At 61.8% G+C, this 22662-nt stretch carries 20 protein-coding genes and 1 tRNA gene; 14 read left to right on the forward strand and 7 right to left on the reverse strand.

Annotated elements, in window-relative coordinates; translation table 11 throughout:
- Positions 1 to 7: 7 nt before the first annotated feature.
- A complete protein-coding gene (locus BLIJ_RS01100) occupies positions 8 to 1033 on the reverse strand; it encodes a glucose-6-phosphate dehydrogenase assembly protein OpcA (RefSeq protein ID WP_012576658.1) in 1026 nt (341 codons plus the stop codon).
- Positions 1030 to 2568, reverse strand: coding sequence for a glucose-6-phosphate dehydrogenase (gene zwf, locus BLIJ_RS01105; protein WP_012576659.1), 1539 nt, complete (start codon positions 2566 to 2568; stop codon positions 1030 to 1032). The genes BLIJ_RS01100 and zwf overlap by 4 nt, the downstream gene beginning before the upstream one ends.
- A 151-nt stretch (positions 2569 to 2719) precedes the next feature.
- On the opposite strand from zwf, the gene BLIJ_RS01110 reads away from it, so the two are divergent.
- Both BLIJ_RS01110 and BLIJ_RS01115 read left to right on the forward strand, forming a co-directional pair.
- Positions 2720 to 2792, forward strand: a tRNA-Lys gene (locus BLIJ_RS01110).
- Between the two features lie 187 nt (positions 2793 to 2979).
- A complete protein-coding gene (locus BLIJ_RS01115) occupies positions 2980 to 3546 on the forward strand; it encodes a hypothetical protein (protein ID WP_012576660.1) in 567 nt (188 codons plus the stop codon).
- Between the two features lie 206 nt (positions 3547 to 3752).
- On the opposite strand, the gene BLIJ_RS01120 is transcribed toward BLIJ_RS01115, so the two are convergent.
- On the reverse strand, positions 3753 to 3908 hold the full coding sequence (locus tag BLIJ_RS01120; RefSeq protein ID WP_012576661.1) for a hypothetical protein: 156 nt from the start codon (positions 3906 to 3908) through the stop codon (positions 3753 to 3755).
- 77 nt (positions 3909 to 3985) lie between these two features.
- Here BLIJ_RS01120 and BLIJ_RS01125 point away from each other — a divergent pair, with 77 nt between their 5' ends.
- The 4 genes from BLIJ_RS01125 to BLIJ_RS01140 all read left to right on the forward strand — a co-directional run bounded on the left by BLIJ_RS01125 (position 3986) and on the right by BLIJ_RS01140 (position 7735).
- Complete coding sequence (locus tag BLIJ_RS01125) at positions 3986 to 4183, forward strand: type II toxin-antitoxin system RelE/ParE family toxin (protein ID WP_041981589.1); 198 nt, start codon at positions 3986 to 3988, stop codon at positions 4181 to 4183.
- A gap of 421 nt (positions 4184 to 4604) precedes the next feature.
- Positions 4605 to 5867, forward strand: coding sequence for an MFS transporter (locus tag BLIJ_RS01130; RefSeq protein WP_012576663.1), 1263 nt, complete (start codon positions 4605 to 4607; stop codon positions 5865 to 5867).
- A 36-nt stretch (positions 5868 to 5903) separates the two neighbouring features.
- A complete protein-coding gene (locus BLIJ_RS01135) occupies positions 5904 to 6572 on the forward strand; it encodes a response regulator (RefSeq protein ID WP_012576664.1) in 669 nt (222 codons plus the stop codon).
- A 95-nt stretch (positions 6573 to 6667) separates the two neighbouring features.
- Complete coding sequence (locus BLIJ_RS01140) at positions 6668 to 7735, forward strand: sensor histidine kinase (RefSeq protein WP_126386276.1); 1068 nt, start codon at positions 6668 to 6670, stop codon at positions 7733 to 7735.
- A 137-nt stretch (positions 7736 to 7872) separates the two neighbouring features.
- Here the strand turns inward: BLIJ_RS01140 and BLIJ_RS01145 are convergent, their stop codons facing one another.
- A complete protein-coding gene (locus BLIJ_RS01145) occupies positions 7873 to 8157 on the reverse strand; it encodes a ribbon-helix-helix protein, CopG family (protein WP_012576666.1) in 285 nt (94 codons plus the stop codon).
- Between the two features lie 152 nt (positions 8158 to 8309).
- Between BLIJ_RS01145 and BLIJ_RS01150 the strand changes: the two genes are divergently transcribed.
- The gene (locus BLIJ_RS01150; protein ID WP_014484522.1) at positions 8310 to 9884 is read left to right on the forward strand and encodes a C69 family dipeptidase; all 1575 of its coding nucleotides are present in this window, start codon (positions 8310 to 8312) and stop codon (positions 9882 to 9884) included.
- Positions 9885 to 10098: 214 nt separating this feature from the next.
- Here BLIJ_RS01150 and BLIJ_RS01155 read toward each other — a convergent pair whose 3' ends face one another.
- Both BLIJ_RS01155 and BLIJ_RS01160 read right to left on the reverse strand, forming a co-directional pair.
- Positions 10099 to 11133 carry a glycosyltransferase family 2 protein gene (locus BLIJ_RS01155; RefSeq protein WP_012576668.1) on the reverse strand — a complete coding sequence of 345 codons (1035 nt, stop codon included), beginning with the start codon at positions 11131 to 11133 and terminating at the stop codon, positions 10099 to 10101.
- A 23-nt stretch (positions 11134 to 11156) separates the two neighbouring features.
- Entirely contained in the window at positions 11157 to 11978 is an 822-nt protein-coding gene (locus tag BLIJ_RS01160; protein ID WP_070104403.1) for a TetR/AcrR family transcriptional regulator, read from the reverse strand.
- A 174-nt stretch (positions 11979 to 12152) separates the two neighbouring features.
- Here BLIJ_RS01160 and BLIJ_RS01165 point away from each other — a divergent pair, with 174 nt between their 5' ends.
- The 5 genes from BLIJ_RS01165 (at position 12153) to BLIJ_RS01190 (ending at position 17912) form a co-directional block, all read left to right on the forward strand.
- Positions 12153 to 12446: a DUF2089 family protein gene (locus BLIJ_RS01165; RefSeq protein ID WP_012576670.1), complete on the forward strand. Its 294-nt coding sequence runs from the start codon at positions 12153 to 12155 to the stop codon at positions 12444 to 12446.
- 326 nt (positions 12447 to 12772) lie between these two features.
- Positions 12773 to 14035 (forward strand): signal recognition particle-docking protein FtsY, encoded by a 1263-nt coding sequence (ftsY, locus tag BLIJ_RS01175; RefSeq protein ID WP_012576671.1) that lies wholly within the window; start codon positions 12773 to 12775, stop codon positions 14033 to 14035.
- Between the two features lie 307 nt (positions 14036 to 14342).
- Positions 14343 to 15638, forward strand: coding sequence for an ammonium transporter (locus BLIJ_RS01180; RefSeq protein WP_012576672.1), 1296 nt, complete (start codon positions 14343 to 14345; stop codon positions 15636 to 15638).
- A 1-nt stretch (position 15639) separates the two neighbouring features.
- Entirely contained in the window at positions 15640 to 15978 is a 339-nt protein-coding gene (locus tag BLIJ_RS01185; RefSeq protein WP_007051565.1) for a P-II family nitrogen regulator, read from the forward strand.
- A gap of 107 nt (positions 15979 to 16085) precedes the next feature.
- Positions 16086 to 17912, forward strand: a complete 1827-nt coding sequence (locus tag BLIJ_RS01190) for a [protein-PII] uridylyltransferase family protein (protein WP_041981593.1) — start codon at positions 16086 to 16088, stop codon at positions 17910 to 17912.
- A gap of 33 nt (positions 17913 to 17945) precedes the next feature.
- On the opposite strand, the gene BLIJ_RS01195 is transcribed toward BLIJ_RS01190, so the two are convergent.
- Positions 17946 to 19391, reverse strand: coding sequence for an MATE family efflux transporter (locus BLIJ_RS01195; protein ID WP_012576674.1), 1446 nt, complete (start codon positions 19389 to 19391; stop codon positions 17946 to 17948).
- 274 nt (positions 19392 to 19665) lie between these two features.
- On the opposite strand from BLIJ_RS01195, the gene dnaB reads away from it, so the two are divergent.
- Together dnaB and BLIJ_RS01205 are read left to right on the forward strand one after the other, a co-directional pair.
- Positions 19666 to 21126, forward strand: a complete 1461-nt coding sequence (dnaB, locus tag BLIJ_RS01200; protein WP_012576675.1) for a replicative DNA helicase — start codon at positions 19666 to 19668, stop codon at positions 21124 to 21126.
- A complete protein-coding gene (locus tag BLIJ_RS01205) occupies positions 21126 to 22610 on the forward strand; it encodes a Mur ligase family protein (protein ID WP_041981596.1) in 1485 nt (494 codons plus the stop codon). The genes dnaB and BLIJ_RS01205 overlap by 1 nt, the downstream gene beginning before the upstream one ends.
- Positions 22611 to 22662: the final 52 nt, after the last annotated feature.

Consider the following 22662-nt stretch of genomic DNA (forward strand, 5'->3'; position numbering starts at 1 on the left):
ACCGACTTCAGTGACGAATCAGATCCCAGCCTTCGTTGATGACCTCGGCGTAGATCTCATCGGGATCGATGCGGCGCAGTTCCTCGGTCAGACAGTCCTCGATGGTGCGCATCGGCACGGACACTTCTTGCGGAGTCTGGCCGGGCATCGAGATCAGCGCTTGGTCCTCATACGGGCGTTCCAGCGAGATCACACCGTCCTCACGGGTCAGGTACACGCCGGTCACAGCCTCGGCATCGGGTACGAATTCGGTTTCGACTGGCACTCCGAGCTTGAGGTGCAGCCATGCGCACAGCAGTTCCAGCGGCAGGAAGTCGGCCTTGCCGGTCACCTTCACGGCGGTGATGGGCAGGTGCGGTGGCTGGTCGAGCATCGAGGCAAGCATCGCGCGCCAGACGGTCAGTCTGGTCCACGACAAGTCGATGTCTTCCGGCGTCCAATTGCGGCGCAGACGTTCGATCGTGGCCTCAGGGTTGTTGGAATGCAACGCATCGGTGATGCGGCTTCGGGCCATCGCCCCCATCAGATCCTTGGCTGGGTTCGACGGCGGCGTGGTCGGCCACCACGCCACTACGGGCGCGTCCGGCACGAGCAGCGGGATGACCAGCGTATCCGGATGGTTGATCAGGCCGCCGCGCGGGCGCAGGATGATGATCTCTCCCGCGCCGGCGTCCGCGCCGAACCGCACCTGGGCGTTCAGGTTGGAGCCGCTCGGGGCGTTCGGCCCATCGGTCAGGTCGACGTCCGGATTGTCGCGATCCGCGCTCACCTCGGCGGCCGCTTCGGCCGCGTCCAGCTCGCCATCGGCGGACCGGGCGACGGGATCGGTGTCCGGCACCACGGCGATCACGCGGCACGGATGCTCGCGGCTGGCCGAATTCGCGATCTCCAGCGCATGCTCCAGATCGGCGTCCTCGGTGGCGATCAGCAGCGTCAGTACGCGGCCGGTCGCCGATTCGCCGCGCTCCTCATGCAGTTGTTCGATCTTGTGCGCGATTTCGCGGGTGCGGGTATTCGGCATGTCGATGATCATGGCATCCTCCAATGGCGTCCGTCGCGTGCCAGCATGTCGTCGGCTTGGGTTGGGCCCCATGTGCCGGAGCGATAGGCTTGCGGCTGGCCGAGCGTGGACCAGAATCGTTCAATCGGGTCGAGAATCTCCCAGCTGAGGTTCACCTCTTCGGTGGTGGGGAACAGCGGCGGGTCGCCGAGCAGCACGTCCAGAATCAGTCGTTCGTAGGCTTCCGGCGAGTTCTCGGTGAAGGAGCGACCATAGCTGAAGTCCATGTTCACGTCTCGGACCTCCATGGTGGAGCCGCCCGGCACCTTGGCGCCGAAACGCATGGTGACGCCCTCGTCGGGCTGAACGCGAATCACGATGGCGTTCTTGCCGAGTTCGCGCACGGCGGTCTGTTCGAACGGCAGGTGCGGGGCGCGTTTGAACATCACGGCGATCTCGGTGACACGCTTACCCAGACGCTTGCCGCAACGCAGGTAGAACGGCACGCCGGCCCAGCGGCGGGTGTCGATGTCAAGGCGGATGGCGGCGTACGTTTCAGTGGTGCTCTTGGGGTCGATGCCTTTTTCTTCCAAGTAGCCGACCACTTCGTGCGAGCCCTGCCAGCCCTTGGCGTACTGGCCGCGCGCGGTGTTGGCGGCAAGATCCTTGGGTAGACGCACGGCGGAAAGCACCTTGGTCTTCTCGGCGGTCAGATCCTTGGCGGTGAAGCTCACCGGCTCCTCCATGGCGGTCAGGGCCATGAGCTGCAGCAGGTGGTTCTGGATCACGTCGCGCGCCGCGCCGATGCCGTCATAATATCCGGCGCGTCCTCCGATGCCGATGTCCTCGGCCATCGTGATCTGCACATGATCCACGTAGTTGGCGTTCCAGATCGGCTCGTACATGGCGTTGGCGAAGCGCAGGGCCAGCAGGTTCTGCACGGTCTCCTTGCCGAGGTAGTGGTCGATGCGGAACACGGAACTCGGGTCGAACACCTCGGACACCACGCTGTCGAGTTCCTTGGCGCTGGCCAGATCATGGCCGAACGGCTTCTCGATGATCACGCGGCGCCACGCTCCCTCGGACGAGCGCGACAGGCCGGAGGCGGCCAGCTGCTTGGCAACCTGCGGGAAAGCCCGCGGCGGCACCGACATGTAGAAGGCATGGTTACCCTGCGTGCCACGATCGCGGTCAAGCTCCTGCACGGTGGCGCTCAGACGCTCGAACGCCTCCTGATCGTCGAACGTACCCTGAACGAAGCGGATTCCGGCGGCCAGATTGCGCCAAGTCGACTCCTTGAACGGCGTACGGCAATGCGCCTGGATAGCGGCCTTGACGAATTCGATGAACCGTTCCTGTGTCCAGTCTCGGCGGGCGAAGCCGGTCAGACCGAAGCTCGGCGGCAGCAGGCCACGGTTCGCCAGGTCGTAGACGGCCGGCAGCAGTTTCTTCTGCGCCAAGTCACCCGTGACGCCGAAAATGACAAGGCTGCACGGGCCGGCGATGCGGGGCAGTCTGAGATCGCGCGAGTCGCGCAGTGGATTGCTCCAGTTGGGGGATTCACTCATATGGCCAAGGGTAGTCGTTCATGGCCGTGCATGGCCAGAGGGCGCGTGCGATGTGGGCGTGATATGGGCCATACGCGCGGACGGGCCGACGGTCGTCGCGGCAAATCGCCGATTTGGTTTGTCGGATGAGCGCGTGTATCCTAGTAGAGTTGCCCCTCTAGCTCAACGGTTAGAGCAGCGTCCTTTTAAGTCGTGGGTTGTGGGTTCGAATCCCACGGGGGGCACCGAAAACCCTTGGAAACACTGAGTTCCAAGGGTTTTGTTTTACCCGGCGATATGGTTTCCAGACGCAATTAGACACAATGACCGCACTACCTATGCCCTCCGTTGGGCTGTAGCCGTCAGGCAAAAACCTGTCTAACCGCTAGTATCGAAACCCTTGGCGGATTACATAATCGGAGGGATGGTTCGATGGCCACGGCATGGGGCGACGAGAGCGTTCGCAAGTCGAACGTGCCCGAGTCCATGTATCTCATGGGGGCGTGCGTCTGCGACCTCGACGAGGATTTCACCCGCTCCCGGCTCAATACCGTCAAACCCAGAGACGCAAGCAAGCTCCATTGGCGGGACATGCAGCCCAAGCTGCGATTCAAAGCCATCGACGCCATCTCCGGCCTCGGGCTCACTCACGTCATCGTCGCGGCGATTCCCCTAGGCGATTGGAACACTGCCGAACGTGCGAGAAGGAAGTGCCTGGAAACCCTGCTGCCGGTGCTGGAACGCGAGTATTCGGTTGATCGCCTCGTGCTGGAGCGGCGCGACAAGGCCCAGGACGCCAGGGACATCCGTTTCATCGACGCGTTGAGAAGCCGGCGCTTCATCGACTCCATCCGGGTCGATCTCGTGGCAGGTGCCGCCGACGCCAGGCTGTGGCTGCCCGACCAGCTGCTCGGCTCCTACGGCGACTGGCGGGCCGGCGAGCACCAATATGATGGATTCCTTGCCTCCGTGCGCGCCATCGTTATCAGCGCCGGGTGAACGTCTTTGAAAGGCGTTACACTGTAACCAAGCCAACCCCGCTGGGGAAATGGAAGTGAGAGCCGGACGCCCCGAGTATCTTGGGGGCCGGCTCTTGCGTTACTTGCCGCCGTTCGTTGCCTGTCTCCCGATTCAGCCCACGGGCGCGGCGAGCTTGCGGCGCATGTATTCGCTGCGGCTGATGTGGTAGCATCTGGCCGTTTCGGTCAGCTCGTCGACTTGGGCACGCGGATGCTGACGCTGATCATCTCCTCGTCCGGCTGGTCAAGATGCAGCCCATAGTGGACGCGCCCGGTCAGGCCGTCGGGCTCGGTCTCCGACTCGGCCATCCTCTCGTCACGCTCCACCTGCTCCTCGGTCATGCCGAACTTCGCCAGCAGTTCCCTGTCGCGTTCGACGCCACGCGGATCTCGCGGACCTCAAGGAGGTCATACACCTGGTGCTCGCGGATACGTGCACCGCAAGGGAAATGCTGCGGCGTCGGCATCGGGCTCATATGCTGACCGGCGACCTGGCGGGCGTTATGGAATGCCACATCGGCAACGCCGGTGACTGGCTCGCGATCTGGATGCGCGACGACGGAATTGCCGTGTTCATGCGCACGGGCGGCCACGACGAGCTCTTCGGAAGAAGATAACCAGGCCTTCTGAGCGGACATCAGACTCGAATGAGTTGATCAGGCCTTCACACAGCCGGAACGATTCGATGACTTCATTCCTTGATCCCGTCCTCGCCATACCGGTTTGGACAAATCGACATTGCAAGTCATGACGTCCGGAACGACATTTCTGCCACCGAACAAGGGATTCTTTCAACAATATGTTTGGATTCGCACGTAATTCATCAACGAGATGAATGACGGGTTAACGGACAGCGCCAAAACCATATAAGTGACAACGGCGAGTTACAGCCGGTGGATTTCGTCGTAGCAGACAGTTCACAATTCCTTCTGCCGGCAACACTGCTGACAGAAGGAATTCAACGAAGACAGATGAAATGTCTTTCATCACTGGGAATACGGTTGAGGTCATGTCTTGGAGCAGAGAAGAAGGTGTCCGATGAGCATGGACGAATGCGGTGAGACACCCCTGATGCGTCAACGGGAATACCGGTATTGGTTCCTGTGCGACACCTCGTCGCAAATCGGCGTCGTGGTCGGCGGCTTCGCATTCACACTTCTCGGCTACACGGTCACCCATAATTATGTGCTGAGCGGCCTGGCAGGCACGCTCAATTCGCTGGTGACGGCATTCATGGTCATCCCCGGCGGCATCATCTCCGACTATCACGACCGTAGGCGCCTGATCATTCTATCCGGGGCATTCGCCGCCGCGCTTGACGCCGCGCTGGCACTGACGCTGTTGGCGGGACGCATGTCAGCTCCCCTGCTTTTCGTGTTCGTGACGGCCAACGGCGCGCTGTCGGGGTTGTTCTCCAACACGACCAACGTCGCACTCCCGCAGGTCGTGGAGAAAAACCAGCTGGCCGACGCGACCGCGGCGAACCAGTCGCGCGATGCGGTATTGCAACTCGCCGCTTCACCGTTGGCCGGTCTGCTGTACGGCGTGAGCGCCGCGCTTCCCCTCGCCGTGGCCTGCGCGTCTCGCGCCCTGCAATCCGTATTCGGCATGGCATTGCGCTGCGACCTGCGTCCCCACCCTCGGAACCATGGAGAGGACGGTGGGCCGGCCGTCCTCCGGGACGGTCTCGAGGGGGCGCGCTGGTACGCGCGCAACGGGCGGGCCCGTCTCATACTGCTGCTGATCGTCGTCCAGGTTATGGTACTAAGCATGTGCGGGACGGTCGTGGTCCTGTACCAGCAGTCGCTCGGCACGACGTCTCTGATGCTGGGCGTGATACAGACGTTCCAGGGAGTCGGCATGCTTCTAGGCGGCGTCATCGGCATGAGGCTCGTCCGCGAGCTCGCCGGACGGACGGTGTTCGTATTGACGTCGCTTGCATTCGTCACCAGCTTCTCGCTGATGTCGCTCACCGCGTCACCATGGATACTTGCGCTGCTGGGTTTTTGCGCCTCGGTGCCCCTCATCCCGCTCAATTCCATGATTGAGACCTACCTCATGCTACTGATTCCGATCAGCCTGCGAGGGCGTGTCGGAGCAGTCAACGTGCTGTTCATGTCCGTCGCGCAGAGCGTGTCCTCAGTCGCTGCCGGTACTCTGCTGCATATTGTGGGATACCGGGGCGCCCTGCTGCTCCCGCTGGCGATAATGTTCGTGGTGAGCATGATGGCATGCTCGACGCCTGCGATCGGTGGCATGCCCGGACTGTCGCGTATGGACAGCCTCGAGACGCTGTCGTGATCCCGGCGCATCCCGCGAATCGAGAGGAGATGTGGAATGCCTTCATCCGAGCATGCCGACGGGCCGGCCGCCGTGGTGGTCCTCGACAACGACCCATTCGCGGCCCGCGCCCTTGCGGCCGTCCTGTCCCACGATCCCCGTCATTTCCGTGTGATGTGGTGGTGCTCGTCCGCTCCTGAGGCCATCCAGCGTTGCCTCCATGCCCGTGAGCTTCCCCAGGTGCTGGTCTGCGACATCGCACTGTCCGGGATGACGGGGATGGATGTCTGCGCCACGATCCGGAAGGCGGGGTCCCGCATCGGGGTCGTGTTGGTGACGGCCTACGACCCTAAAGAATACGTGGCGGACGCCGTTTCCGTCGGAGCGCAGGCCGTGCTGGGCAAAGACGAGGCCATGCACGGTTTGATGGAGGCCGTTCAGAAGGCGGCCGCCGGTAGGGGCGTGTGCGGATGCCCCGACGTGTCCGCCGCGGCGGGTCCAGGACGGAATGAAGGCGGTCCGAGGGTCGTTCCGCGTCTGTCGGAAAGAGAGAGGGCCGTCATGAGGTTCTTCGCAAAGGGCATGAAGGCGGACGACATCGCGGAACGTCTGGACCTGAGCCGCAACACCGTGATGACGTACAGCCACCGCGCGCTGCGCAAGCTGCATGCGGAGAATCGGGAGGAGGCGATGGAGAAATGCGGCCGGTACGATCTGTTCAAGTGAGGCAGACGACTCGCTCCCTCCGGTCCGAACCCACGTCCGCAGGGAGTCGCGGAGGGACGATCGATCCCGTGCGCGTCGGCCTGACGGCGCTGTACATGGTGTTGATGTTCGTGACCGTATACGCGGAGACGTCGATAGCGTGCGATGACCGTTTCCTGGTCTGGCACGCGGCGTTCATCGCATACGAGACGCTGGCACTGTGCGCCGCCGCGCTGTGGCCGGATTCCGGTTCCTGGATGGTGGTCGGCATTTGGACGGTCAGCACGCTGACGAGCATGCCCACGACGTTCCCGGTCTCCGCGCCCTTCGCCGTGGCGGTCCTCGGCGGATGCGGGCTCGGACGGGGCCTGCTCGCGGCGAGCGTGTGCGTGCTGTCCCGCATGCTCAGCTTCGCGCTGCGCATCGAACCCTGGCCGGGTATGCCCGGAGCGGCCGTTCTGTGTCTCGTGTTCTTCTTGGCGGCGTTCCTCGGGGCGCTGGCCAACGCGCAATACATACGGATGCGGGAACGGGAACGGGAACGGATGCGGGAACGCGACCAGGCGGTCATCGACAGACTGCATGACCGCGTCTGCAATTCGCTGTCCTTCCTGATTAACGCCTTGGAAGACCGGGCGGCGTCCGGGCTGTCAGGCGGGGACGGATTGCCCGACGACGAGATGCGGCGGATTCTGCAAGAAGCGCTGCGTGACTCGCGCGCGGCCATCACACTGGTCAGGACCCGGGAGGACGCTCCATCGGGCAGCCCCGGACACAGCGAATCGTTCACCTCACTTGCCGAGACGCATGCGAGACGACTGCGCATGGCAGGAATCAGAGGGGACGTCTTCGTCGACCCGTCCGTCGACCTGCTACTCGACGAGGAGACGATGCGAGACGCGGTCTCCTTCCTAACGGAGCTTTTCGGCAACATCGGCAAATACGCCGACCCGGACGCCGGCTATGTGATGAGCGTGGGCGTGCACGCGGACGGATTGCATATCGATGAAAGCAACCTCGTACGGACTGCGGGCCCGGACGATGACGGGCTGCTTTCCAACGGCGACGGGCTGCGCCGGTACCGGAGGATCATCGAGGCCCGCGGGGGACAACTGGCGGCGGGCGCGGACGACGGCATATGGTCCGTGCAGAGCCTATGGCCGCTACGACGGTCCACGTCATGAACGATACGGTGCCGGGACCCGCGACGACGGACAAGCGCCGACGCACGACCGGCGGACGGTGACGAGACCGGACGCCCCGAGTATCTTGGGGGCCGGCTCTTGCGTTACTTGCCGCCGTTCGTTGCCTGTCTCCCGATTCAGCCCACGGGTGCGGCGAGCTTGCGGCGCATGTATTCGCTGCGGCTGATGTGGTAGCGCCTGGCCGTTTCGGTCAGCTCGTCGAGCGTGGACTTGGGCACGCGGATGCTGACGCTGATCATCTCCTCGTCCGTCTGGTCAAGATGCAGCCCATAGTGGACGCGCCCGGTCAGCCCGTCGGGCTCGGTCTCCGACTCGGCCATCTTCTCGTCACGCTCCACCTGCTCCTCGGTCATGCCGAACTTCGCCAGCAGCGCCTTGTCGCGTTCGTTCAAATCGCTCATTGCCGCCTCCTCAAGTGGTCGATTTCGTTCATGAACTTCTTGGTCGGCGGCCAATGGGAGCCGGCAGACCAAGCTCCAAGGGCATCGTCATGAGAGCGGGGCGCGTCGGCCGCGTCGCCTGCCGACCAGTCCGGCTCCTACCATGGTGTTCCATGTCATGCACCACGATCCTTGTCGGCAAAAACGCAAGCTACGACGGCTCCACCATCATCGCCCGCGACGATGATTCCGGTTCCGGTCGTTACGATCCCAAACGATTCATCGCAGTCGCCCCCGCCGATCAGCCGCGCCACTACCGCAGCGTGCTGAGCCATGTCGAAATCGACCTGCCGGACGATCCTTGCCGGTACACCATCGCCCCCAACGTTCTGAACAATCGCGGCATTCTGGCCGAAGCCGGCGCCAACGAACACAACGTGGCGATGAGCGCGACCGAAACCATCGCCGTCAACGAGCGCGTGCTCGGCGCGGATCCGATGGTCGAGCTCAAGCCGGCCCACGGCGAGCCCGGCGACGTCGACCATCGCGACGAACGGCCGGGCGGCATCGGCGAGGAAGACATCATCACCCTCGTGCTGCCATACGTCGCCACCGCGCGCGAGGGCGTCATCCGCCTGGGCGAACTGCTCGAAACCTACGGCACGTACGAGTCGAACGGCGTGATCATCTCCGACGTGGACGAAATCTGGTACGTCGAGACCATCGGCGGGCATCATTGGATCGCCCGCCGGGTTCCCGACGACTGCTACGCCACGATCCCCAACCAGCTCGGCATCGACGATTTCGATCTCGCCGACGCGTTCGGCGAACGGCGCGAATATCTGTGCAGCGCCGATCTGCGCGAGTTCATGGCCGCGCATCATCTCGACCGCACCATGGACGCCGCGCCGGGCCATTTCAACCCGCGCAAGGCGTTCGGCACGGCGACGCCGAAGGATCACATCTACAACACGCCCCGCGCCTGGTACATGCAGCGCCACCTCAACCCCAGCGAGGATTGGGATTCGCCGGCCGCCCGCCACACGCCGGAGTCCGACGACATTCCCTGGTGCCGCGTGCCGGAAGCCAAGATAAGCCTCGAAGACGTCGATTTCCTGCTGTCCTCGCATTTCGAAGGCACGCCATATGATCCGTACGGCACGGCAGGCACGGCGGAAAGCCGTCATCGTTACCGTCCGATCGGCATCAACCGCACCGGGCATATGGTGGCGATTCAGGTGCGCCCGTATGCGCCGGCCGTCAACCGCACGGTGATGTGGGTGTCGTTCGGTTCCGGCCCGTTCACCGCCGCGGCGCCGTTCTACGCGAACGTCAACGATACGCCCGCCTACCTGCGCGACACCACGCCGGAAGTCTCGACCGGCAACCTGTACTGGGCGAACCGTCTGATCGCCGCGCTCGCCGACGCGCATTTCTACGAAACCAGCAATGCGATCGAAGGATTTGCGGAATCGGCCCGCGCGTACGGCCATCGTCTGGTGGAACGTACCGATGCCGAATTGCGTGAGATGACCGCGCAAACGAGCGCGTCTGAATCGCAAGAGAGTGCAGGAGCCGCGGAGATTACGGAAAACGCCAGTATTGCAACCATCGCCAGACTGCAGCAGTCCAACGAGGAAATGGCGGAATACTTGCGCACTCACGTTACGAAACTGCTCAACGACGTGCTCTACACGTCCAGCAACCTCATGCACAACAGTTTCGCCATGTCCGACCGCTGGAACTGAGCATAAAGCCCCGAAATCCGGCAAAACCCGTCCCAATGAGCCAGGTTTCCGCGCTCGGGGAGGTTCCGCATGAACGTAGGCTGTTGGAAGCGTCAGTGCTGCTTCCAACAGCCTCACGACTGCATCCTCACCCCCGTACGTCAGTTCTGCCATATATAAGGCAGATAGTGCCATTCAGACCGTCGATTGACCATCAAATCGTCGGAAATCGCGATCAGTTGAACCCGACGACGTGTTCCGCCACGAAATATCCCTTGCGAATCACGAAACGACCGATCGACCCGCGCAAGTTCAGCGCGCGAGACATGGCTTTCTTGCGCACATCCTTGTAAATAGTGGGGGAGTGCGCCTTGATGTCGTCCCACATATCCTTTTTCTTCTCATAATTTTCCGGATCGCGAGACAAAATCATGAACACACTTGCCACGGAACTTTCAATCGCCAGGAAGTGGATCATATAACGGTACAGGCCGTCCGGCACCGTGTCGCGTTCCGGGGTGGCACGCACCATGCACTGGTTGACGAGGCGTAGCTGGTCGACGCGGCGGATCATCACATCGGTCTGCACGCTTTGCCCGTCGCGCCCGATGAAATAGTGGTAGAACGGCGTATCCAAATACTTCATGGTCTTCACCCACGGGAACGGCTGGTACGCGTAAATGAAGTCCACGTAGAACGTGTGCTCCGGCAGCTGCATGCCGGACTCTCGCACCACGGCGGTGCGGTACGTCAGCGCGTGCATGAGAATGTATTCAGCCAAGCCGAAATGCCCAAGATCGTTCCAGGTCAGGCGCGCGCCGGCCTTCATGGCATGGCGGAAGTTCACCACATGCTTGTTGCGTTTGCCAACCTTGTCATACACATAATTGGTGACGAGCATGTCGATCGGCTCGGTGGAATCGGCCTCTTCGCGCAGCACGGCCATGACCTGTTCGAGCGATTCGGGGTCCACCCAATCATCCGCGTCCACAACCTTCACATACATGCCGTTCGCCGCCGCGATGCCGGTGTTGACCGCGCCGCCGTGGCCCTTGTTCTCCTGGTGGATGGCGCGCACGATGCCTGGATAGCGGGCCTCGAATTTCTGTGCCATTTCCAGCGTGCCGTCTTTCGATCCGTCGTCGACGACCAGCACTTCGATGTCGTCGGTGTTCGTCGCCGAAAGCAGCGAGCTTACGCAGCGATCGAGATAGGATTCCATATTGTATGCGGGGATCACAAAGGTGAGCGTCTTTGCCGTGCGGGCCATGAAAGTCTTTCGTCCTCACATATTCAGTCGTTGCGTTCAGTTTCCTGTTCAAACCGTAGCACTTCGTCTCCCGGCCCGGCGGGGCGGTGTGCGGTCTGCGCCGCCGAACCCGTGCCCCGAGATTCCGGATCCTCGCCGGTACCCTGACCGGGATCCGTCCGGACTTCATTCGACCGGCCCTGGTCGGCGCCGTCGGAATCGGCCAGGTGTTTGGCCCGGCGCCTGGCCTCCTTGCGTGCCTTGTCACCTTCGAAGAGCAGTTGGGGTTTGGAGTCGAGCCGGCTCAGCCCATGCCATGCCAGATCCACGATATATGCGGCCAACTGCTCCTTGTTCACCTTCGGGCGGTCCGCCCAGTATTGGCCGGTGAACACGGTCATGCCCACCAGCATCTGCGCATAGTACGGCACGCCTTTGGTGGAGAGTTTCTGCCGTTTGAACGTTTCGGAAAGGATGTCTTCGACGCGCACGGCGATGTCTCCCAGCAGTGAGCTGAACGAGCCGGACGGTTCGGTGCTGGGCGAGTCGCGCGCCAGTACCTGGAATCCCTCGGCGTCCTCTTCGATATAGGTGAGCAGTGCGAGTGCGGTGCGTTCCACGATCTGGCGTGGGTGCACGGTCGGATCATCCAACGCGCTGGTGAGCGTGCCGGTCAACGCGCGCATTTCGCGGTCCACCACCACGGCGTACAGGCCCTCCTTGCCTCCGAAATGCTCGTAGACGATGGGTTTCGACACTTTTGCGGTGGCGGCGATCTCCTCCACGCTCACTGCTTCAAAACCCTTCGACGCGAACAGCGAACGACCGATTTCGATGAGCTGCTCGCGCCGCTGATACGACGTCATTCTGGATGTATTGGCCATGCTGTCCAGTTTTTCACGCCCCGTGGATAGCTCCTTGACCGTCCGCCTCCACGTATCGTCCGATTCTGGTGAATCGGGCATGTGTGTCATATTGACAATGCTTCATTGCAGCTTTAATATATTCAATAAATAATAAATTTTATTAAAGGGGGTGATGTGGACCGTCTACCAGAATGGTTGGCCAACCTTGCGGAGGAGGATTTGGCCTTCATCAAGAACTTCGTGCTATCGTCAGGATCTCTGAAGCAAATGTCCCAGCTGTATCAAGTCTCCTACCCGACCATGAGGATCCGGCTTGACAGGCTTATCGAAAAAATACGGTTGAACGACAACGAGACGGAGGATCCATTCATCCTCTTGGTGAAGAGTCTCGCCATTGACGATAGATACGACGTCGACACGGCTCGAATACTCATAGACGAGTACAGAAAGAGAAAGGATGAATCATGAGCTGGACATGGATCGCAGTATTGATCGTATCATTGATTAAGATCCTAGGCGTAATCGCCGTATTCGTTCTGGTCTTCCTCATCGCGAGGAGTCTGATTCGCTACGCAAATTCCCTAAAGAAAGGAAGCGGTCCTTCAAAGCAGACAGCGGAAGACAAAAGAATCACTCTTCATGATCTATAAAAACGTCACCAGATGTATCGAAGTCAAGATCGCATTATCGATGCCTTGCATGGCAGAGCACCTTATCCCCCTGGCGAATCGGACATTCGTGGTGCGTCCGCGGGGCGGAGCCGGTGTGTCCGTTGCGCTTCTTAGGCTGGAGCCATGGATACGAATGTGATTATTGCGATTGTCGCCGTCGCCGTCATCGCGGCAATTCTGGTGATCGGCGGATGGTGGTTCGGCAAGAGCCGCAAGGCTGCCGTGGCCAAGTCCACCGAAGCCGCGAAAGCCAAGGCCGACGCCCGTCTTGCTGCGGAAGCGGAGTCGGCCGCATCTGATTCTTCCACGGTGAAGCCGTCCGTTGATTCCAATGTTGATGCAGCTGAAAAAGCTCCGGCTGAAAGTCAGCAGAAGTCCTCAGCTCAAGCTTCCTCTTCCGAAACGGCGGCTCCTGCACCAGCCACCGAAGCCAAGCCCGAACCGGTTCATGACACCCCCGAATCCGCCGGCACACGCATGCAGCGTCTTAAGGCGCGGCTGTCGAAATCCGGCAATCCGTTCGGCAAGGCCCTGTTCAACATTCTTGCGAAGGATCAGCTCTCCGAAGCCGATTGGGAAGACGTCGAAGACACCCTTCTGCTCGCCGATGTTGGCGCGGAAGCCAGCGAACAGCTCGTCGAGGAACTACGCAACGACGCCCGAATCGCAGGCCAGTCCGATCCGGCCGAAGTGCGCGCGGCGCTGAAAGACAAACTGCTCAAGCTCGTCGGTACTGACATCGACCGCCGGCTCAACGCCGACAAGGACGGCGCGAACAAGCCGAGCGTTGTCATCATGGTCGGTGTGAACGGCACCGGCAAAACCACCACCGCGGGCAAGCTTTCCCGCCTGCTTGTTTCCGAAGGCAAGCAGGTCATGATGGGCGCGGCCGACACCTTCCGCGCTGCCGCCGCCGACCAGCTCGAAACCTGGGGCGCACGCGTCAACGTGCCCGTCGTCCGCTCCGACAAGGACGGTGCCGACCCGGCATCCGTCGCCTTCGAGGCATCCGCCAAGGCCAAGGAAGCGAACGCGGACGTGCTCATCATCGACACCGCCGGCCGACTGCAGAACAAGTCGAACCTGATGGACGAGCTCGGCAAGATCCGCCGCGTCACCGAAAAGAACCTGCCGGTGGACGAGGTGCTGCTCGTGCTCGACGCCACCACCGGCCAAAACGGCATGGCCCAGGCCAAGGTGTTCGCCGAAGCCATCGGCATTACCGGTGTGGTGCTCTCCAAGCTTGACGGTTCCGCCAAGGGCGGCATCGTGATCAGCGTGCAGAAGGAGCTCGGCGTGCCGGTCAAGCTCGTCGGTCTTGGCGAAGGTCCGGACGATTTGGCACCGTTCGATCCCGAAGGTTTCGTGGACGGCATTCTCGCGTAAGCCAACGTCCACGTTGTGAGAGCGCAAAACGCACGACTTACCTATAAACCAAGCCCCGAATCATGCTCGAAACATGGTCGGGGCTTCGTCATATCCGTTGGAATCGCGCCAAAATTTCCTCGAGCGGTCGCACGTACGCTTCCAGCCACGCTTAACAATCGCGTAACTTGGCGTAACGAAACCAAAACGAGACCGGTTTTAACTGACAAACTGTTAGCCCCCATAAGGGGGACGGTATTGTAGAGACAAATAAGACGCCGGCCGCACAAAGCCCCCGGTGCCATGAACGAAAGAGAGGGAGGTAGACATGGGAGCGATTGATTCCGGTAACACCGCATGGATTCTGACATCCGCGTCCTTGGTTTTCCTCATGACGCCTGGTGTGGCGTTCTTCTACGGTGGTATGGTTCGCGCCAAGGCCGTACTGAACATGCTGATGCTTGAGGCGGCCGCGCTGTCGGTCACTATGATTATCTGGACTTTGTGGGGTTGGTCCATCGCATACGCCGGTTCCGACATCGGAGGCATCTTCGGCGACCCGGCCAGCGGCTTCCTGCTGAAGGACTCCATGGTCGCGCAGGACGGCGTGTTCACCGCCACCGGTCTGAACGGCAACAACTACCCGGTTTCTGTGGACGTCGCCTTCCAGGTCGCCTTCGCGATGATTACCGTAGGCCTGATCTGTGGCGCCATCGCCGAGCGTGTGAAGTACAGCACCTGGATGATCTTCGTGGCGCTGTGGGTTACCTTCGACTACGCTCCTATGGCCCACATGGTCTGGAACGGTGGTCTGCTGTCTGCTGACGGCGCCATCTCCAAGGCCATCGGCGCGGCCGCCCACGATTTCGCAGGTGGTACCGTGGTGCACATCAACGCCGCAGTCGCCGCCCTGATTATCGTGCTCATCATCGGCAAGCGTAAGGGCTTCGGCACTCAGCCGTTCCGCCCGCACAACGTGCCGTTCGTGATGCTCGGCGCCTTCCTGCTGTGGTTCGGCTGGTTCGGCTTCAACGCTGGTTCCGCCTTCGCCGCCAACGGTACCGCTGGTTATGCTTGGGTTTCCACTTCCGCCGCTACCGCCGCCGCAATGCTTTCGTGGGGCTTCACCGAGAAGATTCGCTCCGGCCACTACACCGCAATGGGTGCCGCTTCGGGTATGGTCGCCGGCCTGGTCGCCATCACCCCGGCCGCCGATGTGGTTTCCCCGCTGTGGGCCATCGTGATGGGTGCCATCGCGGGTGTTCTGACCTGCCTGGCTTGCGGTCTCAAGTTCAAGTTCGGTTACGATGACTCCCTCGACGTCGTCGGCGTACATGGCGTGGGTGGTTTCACCGGCACCATTCTCGTTGGCTTCTTCGGCGAAGGCGCCGGTCTGCTGGCTGGTGGCGACTGGCGTCAGCTCGTTGTCCAGCTGGTCATCGCTCTCGTCGCCATCCTCTACTCCGCGGTGATCACCGCGATCATCGCCTTCGCTCTGGAGAAGACCATTGGTTGGCGCGTCACCGAGGCCCAGGAAGTCGGCGGCATCGACCTTGCCGACCAGGGCGAACGTGCTTACGATTTTGCTGGTACTGCCAGCTCCGTCCTCAAGGAGGTGAAGTGAAATGAAGCTGATCACCGCTATCATTCAGCCTCATAAGCTCGACGATGTCAAGGAGGCCCTCGCGGCCGCCGGCGTGCACGGTCTGACCGTGTCCGAGGCCAACGGCTACGGCCGCCAGCGCGGCCACACCGAGGTCTACCGTGGCGCTGAGTACACCGTGGACCTGATTCCGAAGATTCGCGTTGAAGTGCTGTCCGATGACGCGGATGCCGAGACGCTGGTCGGTGTGATCATCAAGTCCGCCGGCACCGGCACCATCGGTGACGGCAAGGTGTGGGTCGCTCCGCTGGACTCCGTGGCCCGCGTGCGTACCGGTGAGACCGGTTCCGCCGCGATCTGATAACACAGACGTCCATGCCTAGAAGGGGATGGACTGCATAGGAAAGGTCCCCGCTCGCCGCGAATTGACGCCGTGCGGGGACCTTTTTGGCAATGAAAGATGAAGCAATGACTTCAGCAGTCGATGGCTTGAAACAACGATTCATGGATATGAGCCAGCCGGATGACGACGGCGTCTACCGGAATGGTGCGACCAAGCGCAAAGCTCGCACGGAACTGGCCATGCAATGCCTCACGGAGCTGTGGAATGCGGCCTGCAAGGATGTCTCTTTCCCTGTGCCCGACTCCGGCATCGGCTTCGCCGCGGTAGGCTCGCTGGCACGTGGCCAACTGGGCCCCAGCTCCGACCTCGACCTGGTCATCATCTACGAGCCTCGCACGTTGAACGACCAGCAGCTCAACGAGTTGGCCAACAAACTCTGGTACCCGCTATGGGACAGCGGTCTGGACCTCGACCACTCCATCCGCACGCGCGCCCAATGCGAGGAAGTCACCGACCATGACCTTCCCGCCGCCATGGGCTGGCTGGACGTGAAGCCCATCGCCGGCGACACCGCTCTGATCACCACCACCGCCACATCCATCCTCGAACGCTGGCGCAAGGCCGCCCGCAAGCGCCTGCCCGAACTGCTCGACTCCGCCAAAGCCCGACTCGACGAATTCGGCCGGCTCCAATACGTCAATCAGCCCGACATCAAGGAGGCCCGTGGGGGTTTGCGCGATGCGGTGCTCGTCTCCGCGCTCGCCGCCTCATGGCTGGCCGACCGCCCGCACGGCATCTACGACGAAGCCGTGGAACGTCTGCTCGACGTACGCGACTGCATCCATCTGGTGGCCGGCAAGGACACCAACCTGATGCTGACGCCCTATCAGGCCAAAGTAGCTGTCATGCTTGGCCTCGCCGATCCGACTTGGCCCGAAAACGAGCGTGCCGCCTACTCGATCGACGATTTGCAGACACTGCTTGCCCGTATCGGCCGGCGCATCTCCTTCTCGCTTGATTCCACCGCATCCCGCGCCGAACATTCGCTGACCCACGAAAAGCCGCGATTCGCGTTCTTCCAGATGTTCTCTCAGCGTTCTGGCGGCAAGCGCGAAGCCCCGCAATTCGACGTGGTGGCTCCCGGCGTGGCCAAGCACGAAGGCGAATTGGTGTTGGCGCCCGGTGCCGAGCCTGCCAAGGATGCCAAGCTGGCATCGCGTATGGCCGTGGCGGCCGGCGAATTCGGTTTGCCCATCAACCCGTCTACCTTGGTTAATCTGAAGCGTTGCCCGATTCACGACAACCAGTGGGATGACGAATCGCGCGAGCTGTTTATTCGTCTGCTTGCATGCGGGCCGAATCTTATGGAAGTGTGGGAGAGCATCGACTTCGTGGACATTCCGGGTCGATGGATGCCGGAATGGCTCGGCGTCCGCAACCGTCCGTCCGCCTCGGCCGCCCACCGATACACCATCGATCGGCATATGGTGGAGGTCACGTCGCGTCTGGGGCGCGAGACACCGTCCGGTGGACGGTACGATGACGATCATTTCAAGGCGTTGCTGTTGGCCGGTATTACCCATGACATCGGCAAGCGCGCGTTCGTGGCCGATCACGCCGCCGAGGGTGCCCGCCATGTGCCGGTGATTCTCAAGCGTATGGGCTACGCGCCGGACATCGTCGACTGGGCCACCGTGCTGGTGCGTGAGCATTTGACGCTATCCGAATTTGCCACGGGTAAGGACCCTTATGATCCGGCCGTGGCGGAGGAGTTGGCCGACCGTTTGCACCACGACAAGATGCTGTTGGATATGCTGTTCGACCTGACCCGGGCCGACGGCTCCTCGCTCGGTGCCACCGCCGGTGAGACCATCACCAAGCAATACGGCTGGTCCAAGTGGCGCGAACAAATCGTGCGCGGCATGTATTCCGCCGCCCGCGCCGCGATGTAAACGGAATCGCCCAGCGCTTTGCGCGGCCGATACCTACTTCATCCATGCGTCCGAACGCATGCGCAGCCCGTTGGACAGGCCGCGCCCGCCCATGAGCACCACGTTGAACGCGGCCCAGAGTACGGCGGTACGCATCAGGTCGCTCGTCAGCGCCGGCGTCACCATATTGGCCAGTATGAGTATGAGCGTCACATACACCACGGCGGTCAGCGTGCATGTGACGGCCAGATAGCGGTAGTCGCGCGCGCCGATAAGAATGCCGTCGATTGCCATCATCCAGCCTTGCAGCGGGAAGAAGATGCCCATCGTCACCATGCCGATGGCAATCAGCGTCTGAATATGTGGCGTAGGGGAGAAGAAGTGCCCGGCGAACAGGCCGACTACCGCAAAAGCCGTGCCGATTACCGCGCCGGTGACCAGTCCCGCACGCCCGGTCGCCCGCGTCAGCCGCCGCGCCTGCTGCACGCTGCCAGCGCCCAGCGTTGTGGCCACCAGCGTCTGGCCGGCGATGCCCACGGAATCCAGCATGTTCATCGCAAAATTCCAAGAGGAGTTCACAGCCTGAAACCCGGCCAACACGGCAGTACCCATGCGCGCGGCACAGGCGACCGTAGTCACCATGGCCGCACGAATCGCCAATGTGCGAATGAACAATGGCAGTCCGTCGCCCCCGGCTGCCGCAATACCGGCCAAACGAGGCCGCAGACTCGCACCATCCGCCCGGGACCACAGAATGGCGGGGATTACCAGGAACAGCCCCATGAACCACTGAGCCACCAGCGTCGCCACTCCGGAGCCGGCAATGCCCCAATTCAGCACAATAACGAACAACACATCAAGCACCGTGTTCACCACCGCGCCGCCCACCGCAGCGATCAGCGTGATACGAACCTTCTGCAAACCTCGGAAAATGCCGTTCGCCGCATATACCATCAGCATGCCTGGCGCGCCCAGCACGATTGCGCGCGTATAGGTCACGGCTTGTTCCAATACTTCGCCCTGACCGCCCAGTGCCCGGCATAATGGCTCGGCAGCCGCGAACAATCCCAATCCCAGCACGGTGCCGATACTCAAGGCCAGCCACAGGCCGTCAATGCCTGCCTGCAGTCCCTCGCGACGACGACCAGCTCCCAGCAGGTGCGCCACCTGCGCAGTGGTCGAGTAGGCCAGGAATATGCATAGTCCGACTGCCGTGAGGATGATGGTGGAGCCGATTGACAGGCCGGCCAACGCCGCATCCCCGATATGGCCGACGATGGCTGTGTCGATAAGGACGAAGGTCGGTTCGGCGATGAGCTGGCCGAAGGTCGGCAGGGCCAGCGCCACGATCCGGCGGTTGGTGGAGCGGGCGTCGGTCGGGCCGTTGCTGGTGTTTGTGTTTGCGCCGGCATGCGGGGTTCCGAAGCCATCGCGGCGTGTGGTATCGCCGGAACTGGTGGCTTTGGCGTCGGAAGAGTCTATATGCACGCTCACACGCATATCACGCCTGACTACATTGCGCAAGCACCTGTTGTGGACGCGGAATGTTATCCCCAGACTATCCACTAAGTTATCCCCAGTATGTGGATAACTTAGTGGATTATCCCCAGAATTATCCCCAAAATGTGGATAACTTATTTTTCTATCCACATTTTGCTTTCTGCGTGTCGCGGCGCTGACTCATAGGTGAATGAGAAATGAACCGATGCGGGCAGCCGTTTCGTTTCCACGCGATATCGTTCACCCGCCACGCCACATCCTATACTTGAAAGCTATGGCAGAAGGAAGTGAACACTCGTATCAGAATGGGTTCGGCGGTGGCTTGGATCGTGGCGATCGTGGCGACCGCGCGGGCCGGGGCGGCGCACAGACGTCGGCGGCGGCCGGCGACCCGATTTTCGACCGTGTGCCCCCGCATGATGACGACGCGGAAATGGCCGTGCTCGGCGGCATGCTGATGAGTAAGGATGCCATCGGCGAGGTCTCGCAGACCATTGACGTCACCGATTTCTACCAGCCCAAGCATCAGACGATCTATAACGCGATCATCGATCTGTTTTCCGCCAGTCAGCCGGTGGACGTGGTGCTCGTGGCCAACCAGCTGTTGGCGGATGGCAACCTCGACAAGGTCGGCGGCGCGGACTATCTGCACAGCCTCGTCGCATCCGTACCGACCGCCGCCAATGCCATGTACTACGCGGAAATCGTCCATCAGCGGGCCATTTTGCGCAATGTGATCGCCGCCGGCACCAAAATCGCCCAGCTCGGTTATTCCGCCGAGGGGTCGCAGGCCGAGGACGTGGTTAACCTCGCCCAGTCCGAGATCTACGAGATGTCGATGGGCAAGGTGCGTCAGGACTATGCCGCCATCGGCCCGGTGGTCCACGACGCGCTCGACCAGCTGGACAAACTGCAGCAGGGTCTCGTCAACAAGGGCGTGCCGACCGGATTCCGCGACATCGACGACGTGACCCAGGGCCTGCAGCCCGGACAGATGGTCGTCGTCGCAGGACGTCCGGCCATGGGTAAGTCCACACTCGGCATCGACTTCGCCCGAGCCGCCGCGTTGCACCACAACATGACTTCCGTGGTCTTCAGCTTGGAGATGAGCAAGGTGGAACTCGCCCAGCGCATCATTTCCGCCGAAACCAATATTCCGATGGCCGCCCTGCGCCGCGCCGACGACATCACCCCCGAACGCTGGAACACCCTGAACCAGTTCTGGACCAAGATGCAGAACGCGCCGCTGTTCATTGACGACAGCCCGAACATGAGCCTCATGGAGATCCGCGCGAAATGCCGTCGCCTGAAGCAGACCAACGATCTGAAGCTCGTGGTCATCGACTACCTGCAGCTCATGACCTCGGGCAAGGCCGTGGAATCCCGCCAGCAAGAGGTATCCGAATTCTCCCGTGCCCTGAAGCTCTTGGCCAAGGAACTCGAAGTGCCGGTTGTGGCCTTGTCCCAGCTGAACCGTGGCCCGGAAATGCGTAACGACAAGAAGCCGCAGCTCTCCGATTTGCGTGAATCCGGCTCAATCGAACAGGACGCCGACGTGGTGTTCCTGGTCCACCGCCCTGACTTCTACGACAAGGAAGACCGCCCCGGCGAGGCCGATATCATCATGGCCAAGCACCGTAACGGCCCGACCGAAACCTTCCACCTCGCCTTCCTCGGTGCCACGTCCAAATTCAAGGACATGCCGCAGGACTACAACAGCAATCAGGGGGTGTGATGATGGCAAGCAACGTTTCACGCGATGTTTCGCAAGACCAATCGTCCGTGGCACAGGCCCGCAAACCGTGGTATGCGTTCGCCACCGTGGCCGCAGGCCGCTTCGTGCGGTTTGCATCCCGCGTCACCAAACATGGCGGTTCGGCTTTGCCCGGCAAAGTCGTAGAAAAGATTGACCCTGGCTTCCTGACCCGTACGCTCGGGCAGTTGCCGCTTGGCGTGGTATTGGTGTCCGGCACGAACGGCAAGACCACCACCACCCGCATGGTCGCCTCGATGCTCTCCGATCTGGGATTGAAGGTGTTCACCAATCCGACCGGCTCGAACTTCGTGCGCGGCGTGGTTTCCGCACTGCTTACCGAGGTCACGCTCGGCGGCAAATTGGACGCGGACATCGCCGTACTTGAGCTCGATGAGGCGTACGCCGTCCACTTCGTCAAGCAGGTCAAGCCCCGTTATGCGTTGCTGCTGAACGTGATGCGCGATCAGCTTGACCGATTCGGTGAAATCGACACCACGGCCAAACTGCTCAGCCATGTGGCTGCGGCGACTACCGGCACTGTGGTACTGAACCGCGAGGACCCGCGTATCGCCGCGCTCGCCGCGAAGGCCCCGGCTGGCACCACAGTGCGATACTTCGGCCTCGCCGACGATTTGCGCCACTATTTCCCGTCCGATGACGACATGGCCACGACCGTGTCGGTGGAAGGTGTGGCCGGGCCGCTCCCTTCAGTCAGTACTCCCCTCAGTCCGCTTCGCGGACAGCTCCCCTCGGAGAGGGAAGCTGCCGCAGGCATGGCAGAACTCCCCGCTGACGTGACACTTACCGCCGTGGGCGACCACAAGGCCACCTTCCAGATGGACGGCCAGGACTACGCCACCGACGTCAAACTTGAAGGCGTCTACAACTTGTACAACGCGGCCGCCGCGCTCGCCGTGGTACGTGCGGTGATGCAAGACAATGCCGCCGCATCCAAGGCCACCGCCGCAGCCAACGCCTGCGCCGTGTCCGCCGACGAGCTCATCGCCGCCGTTTCCCGCGTCACGCCGGCTTTCGGCCGTGGCGAGGTCATCGACATCAACGGTTCCCCGGTCGAACTGCTGCTGGTCAAGAACCCGATGGGCTTCCGCCTCTCGCTCGCCAGCTTCGACCCGGCCAACGCGGACACCATGATCGCCATCAACGACGAATATGCCGACGGCCGCGACATGAGCTGGCTATGGGACGTGGACTTCACCTCTTTGCGCGCGTCCGGTGTCGCCATGGTCTCCGGCGTGCGCGCCTGGGACATGGCACTGCGCTTGGGGTATGACCAAGTGCCAGTCGCCGATACGAACACCGACCTCGAACAGGCCGTCACCGCATTCGTCAACGCCAATCCCGGCACACGCAAGCACATCTACTGCACCTACACCGCCATGCTCAAAACCCGCGCCGTACTGGGCCGCATCACCGAAGTACGGGACGCTGGCGTGGGCAAGTAACCACCCTCTAGCGCCCGCGCGCCACCTCTCGCCTGCGGGAGGACATGGTGAG

The sequence above is a fragment of the Bifidobacterium longum subsp. infantis ATCC 15697 = JCM 1222 = DSM 20088 genome (genome assembly GCF_000269965.1).
Classification (GTDB): domain Bacteria; phylum Actinomycetota; class Actinomycetes; order Actinomycetales; family Bifidobacteriaceae; genus Bifidobacterium; species Bifidobacterium infantis.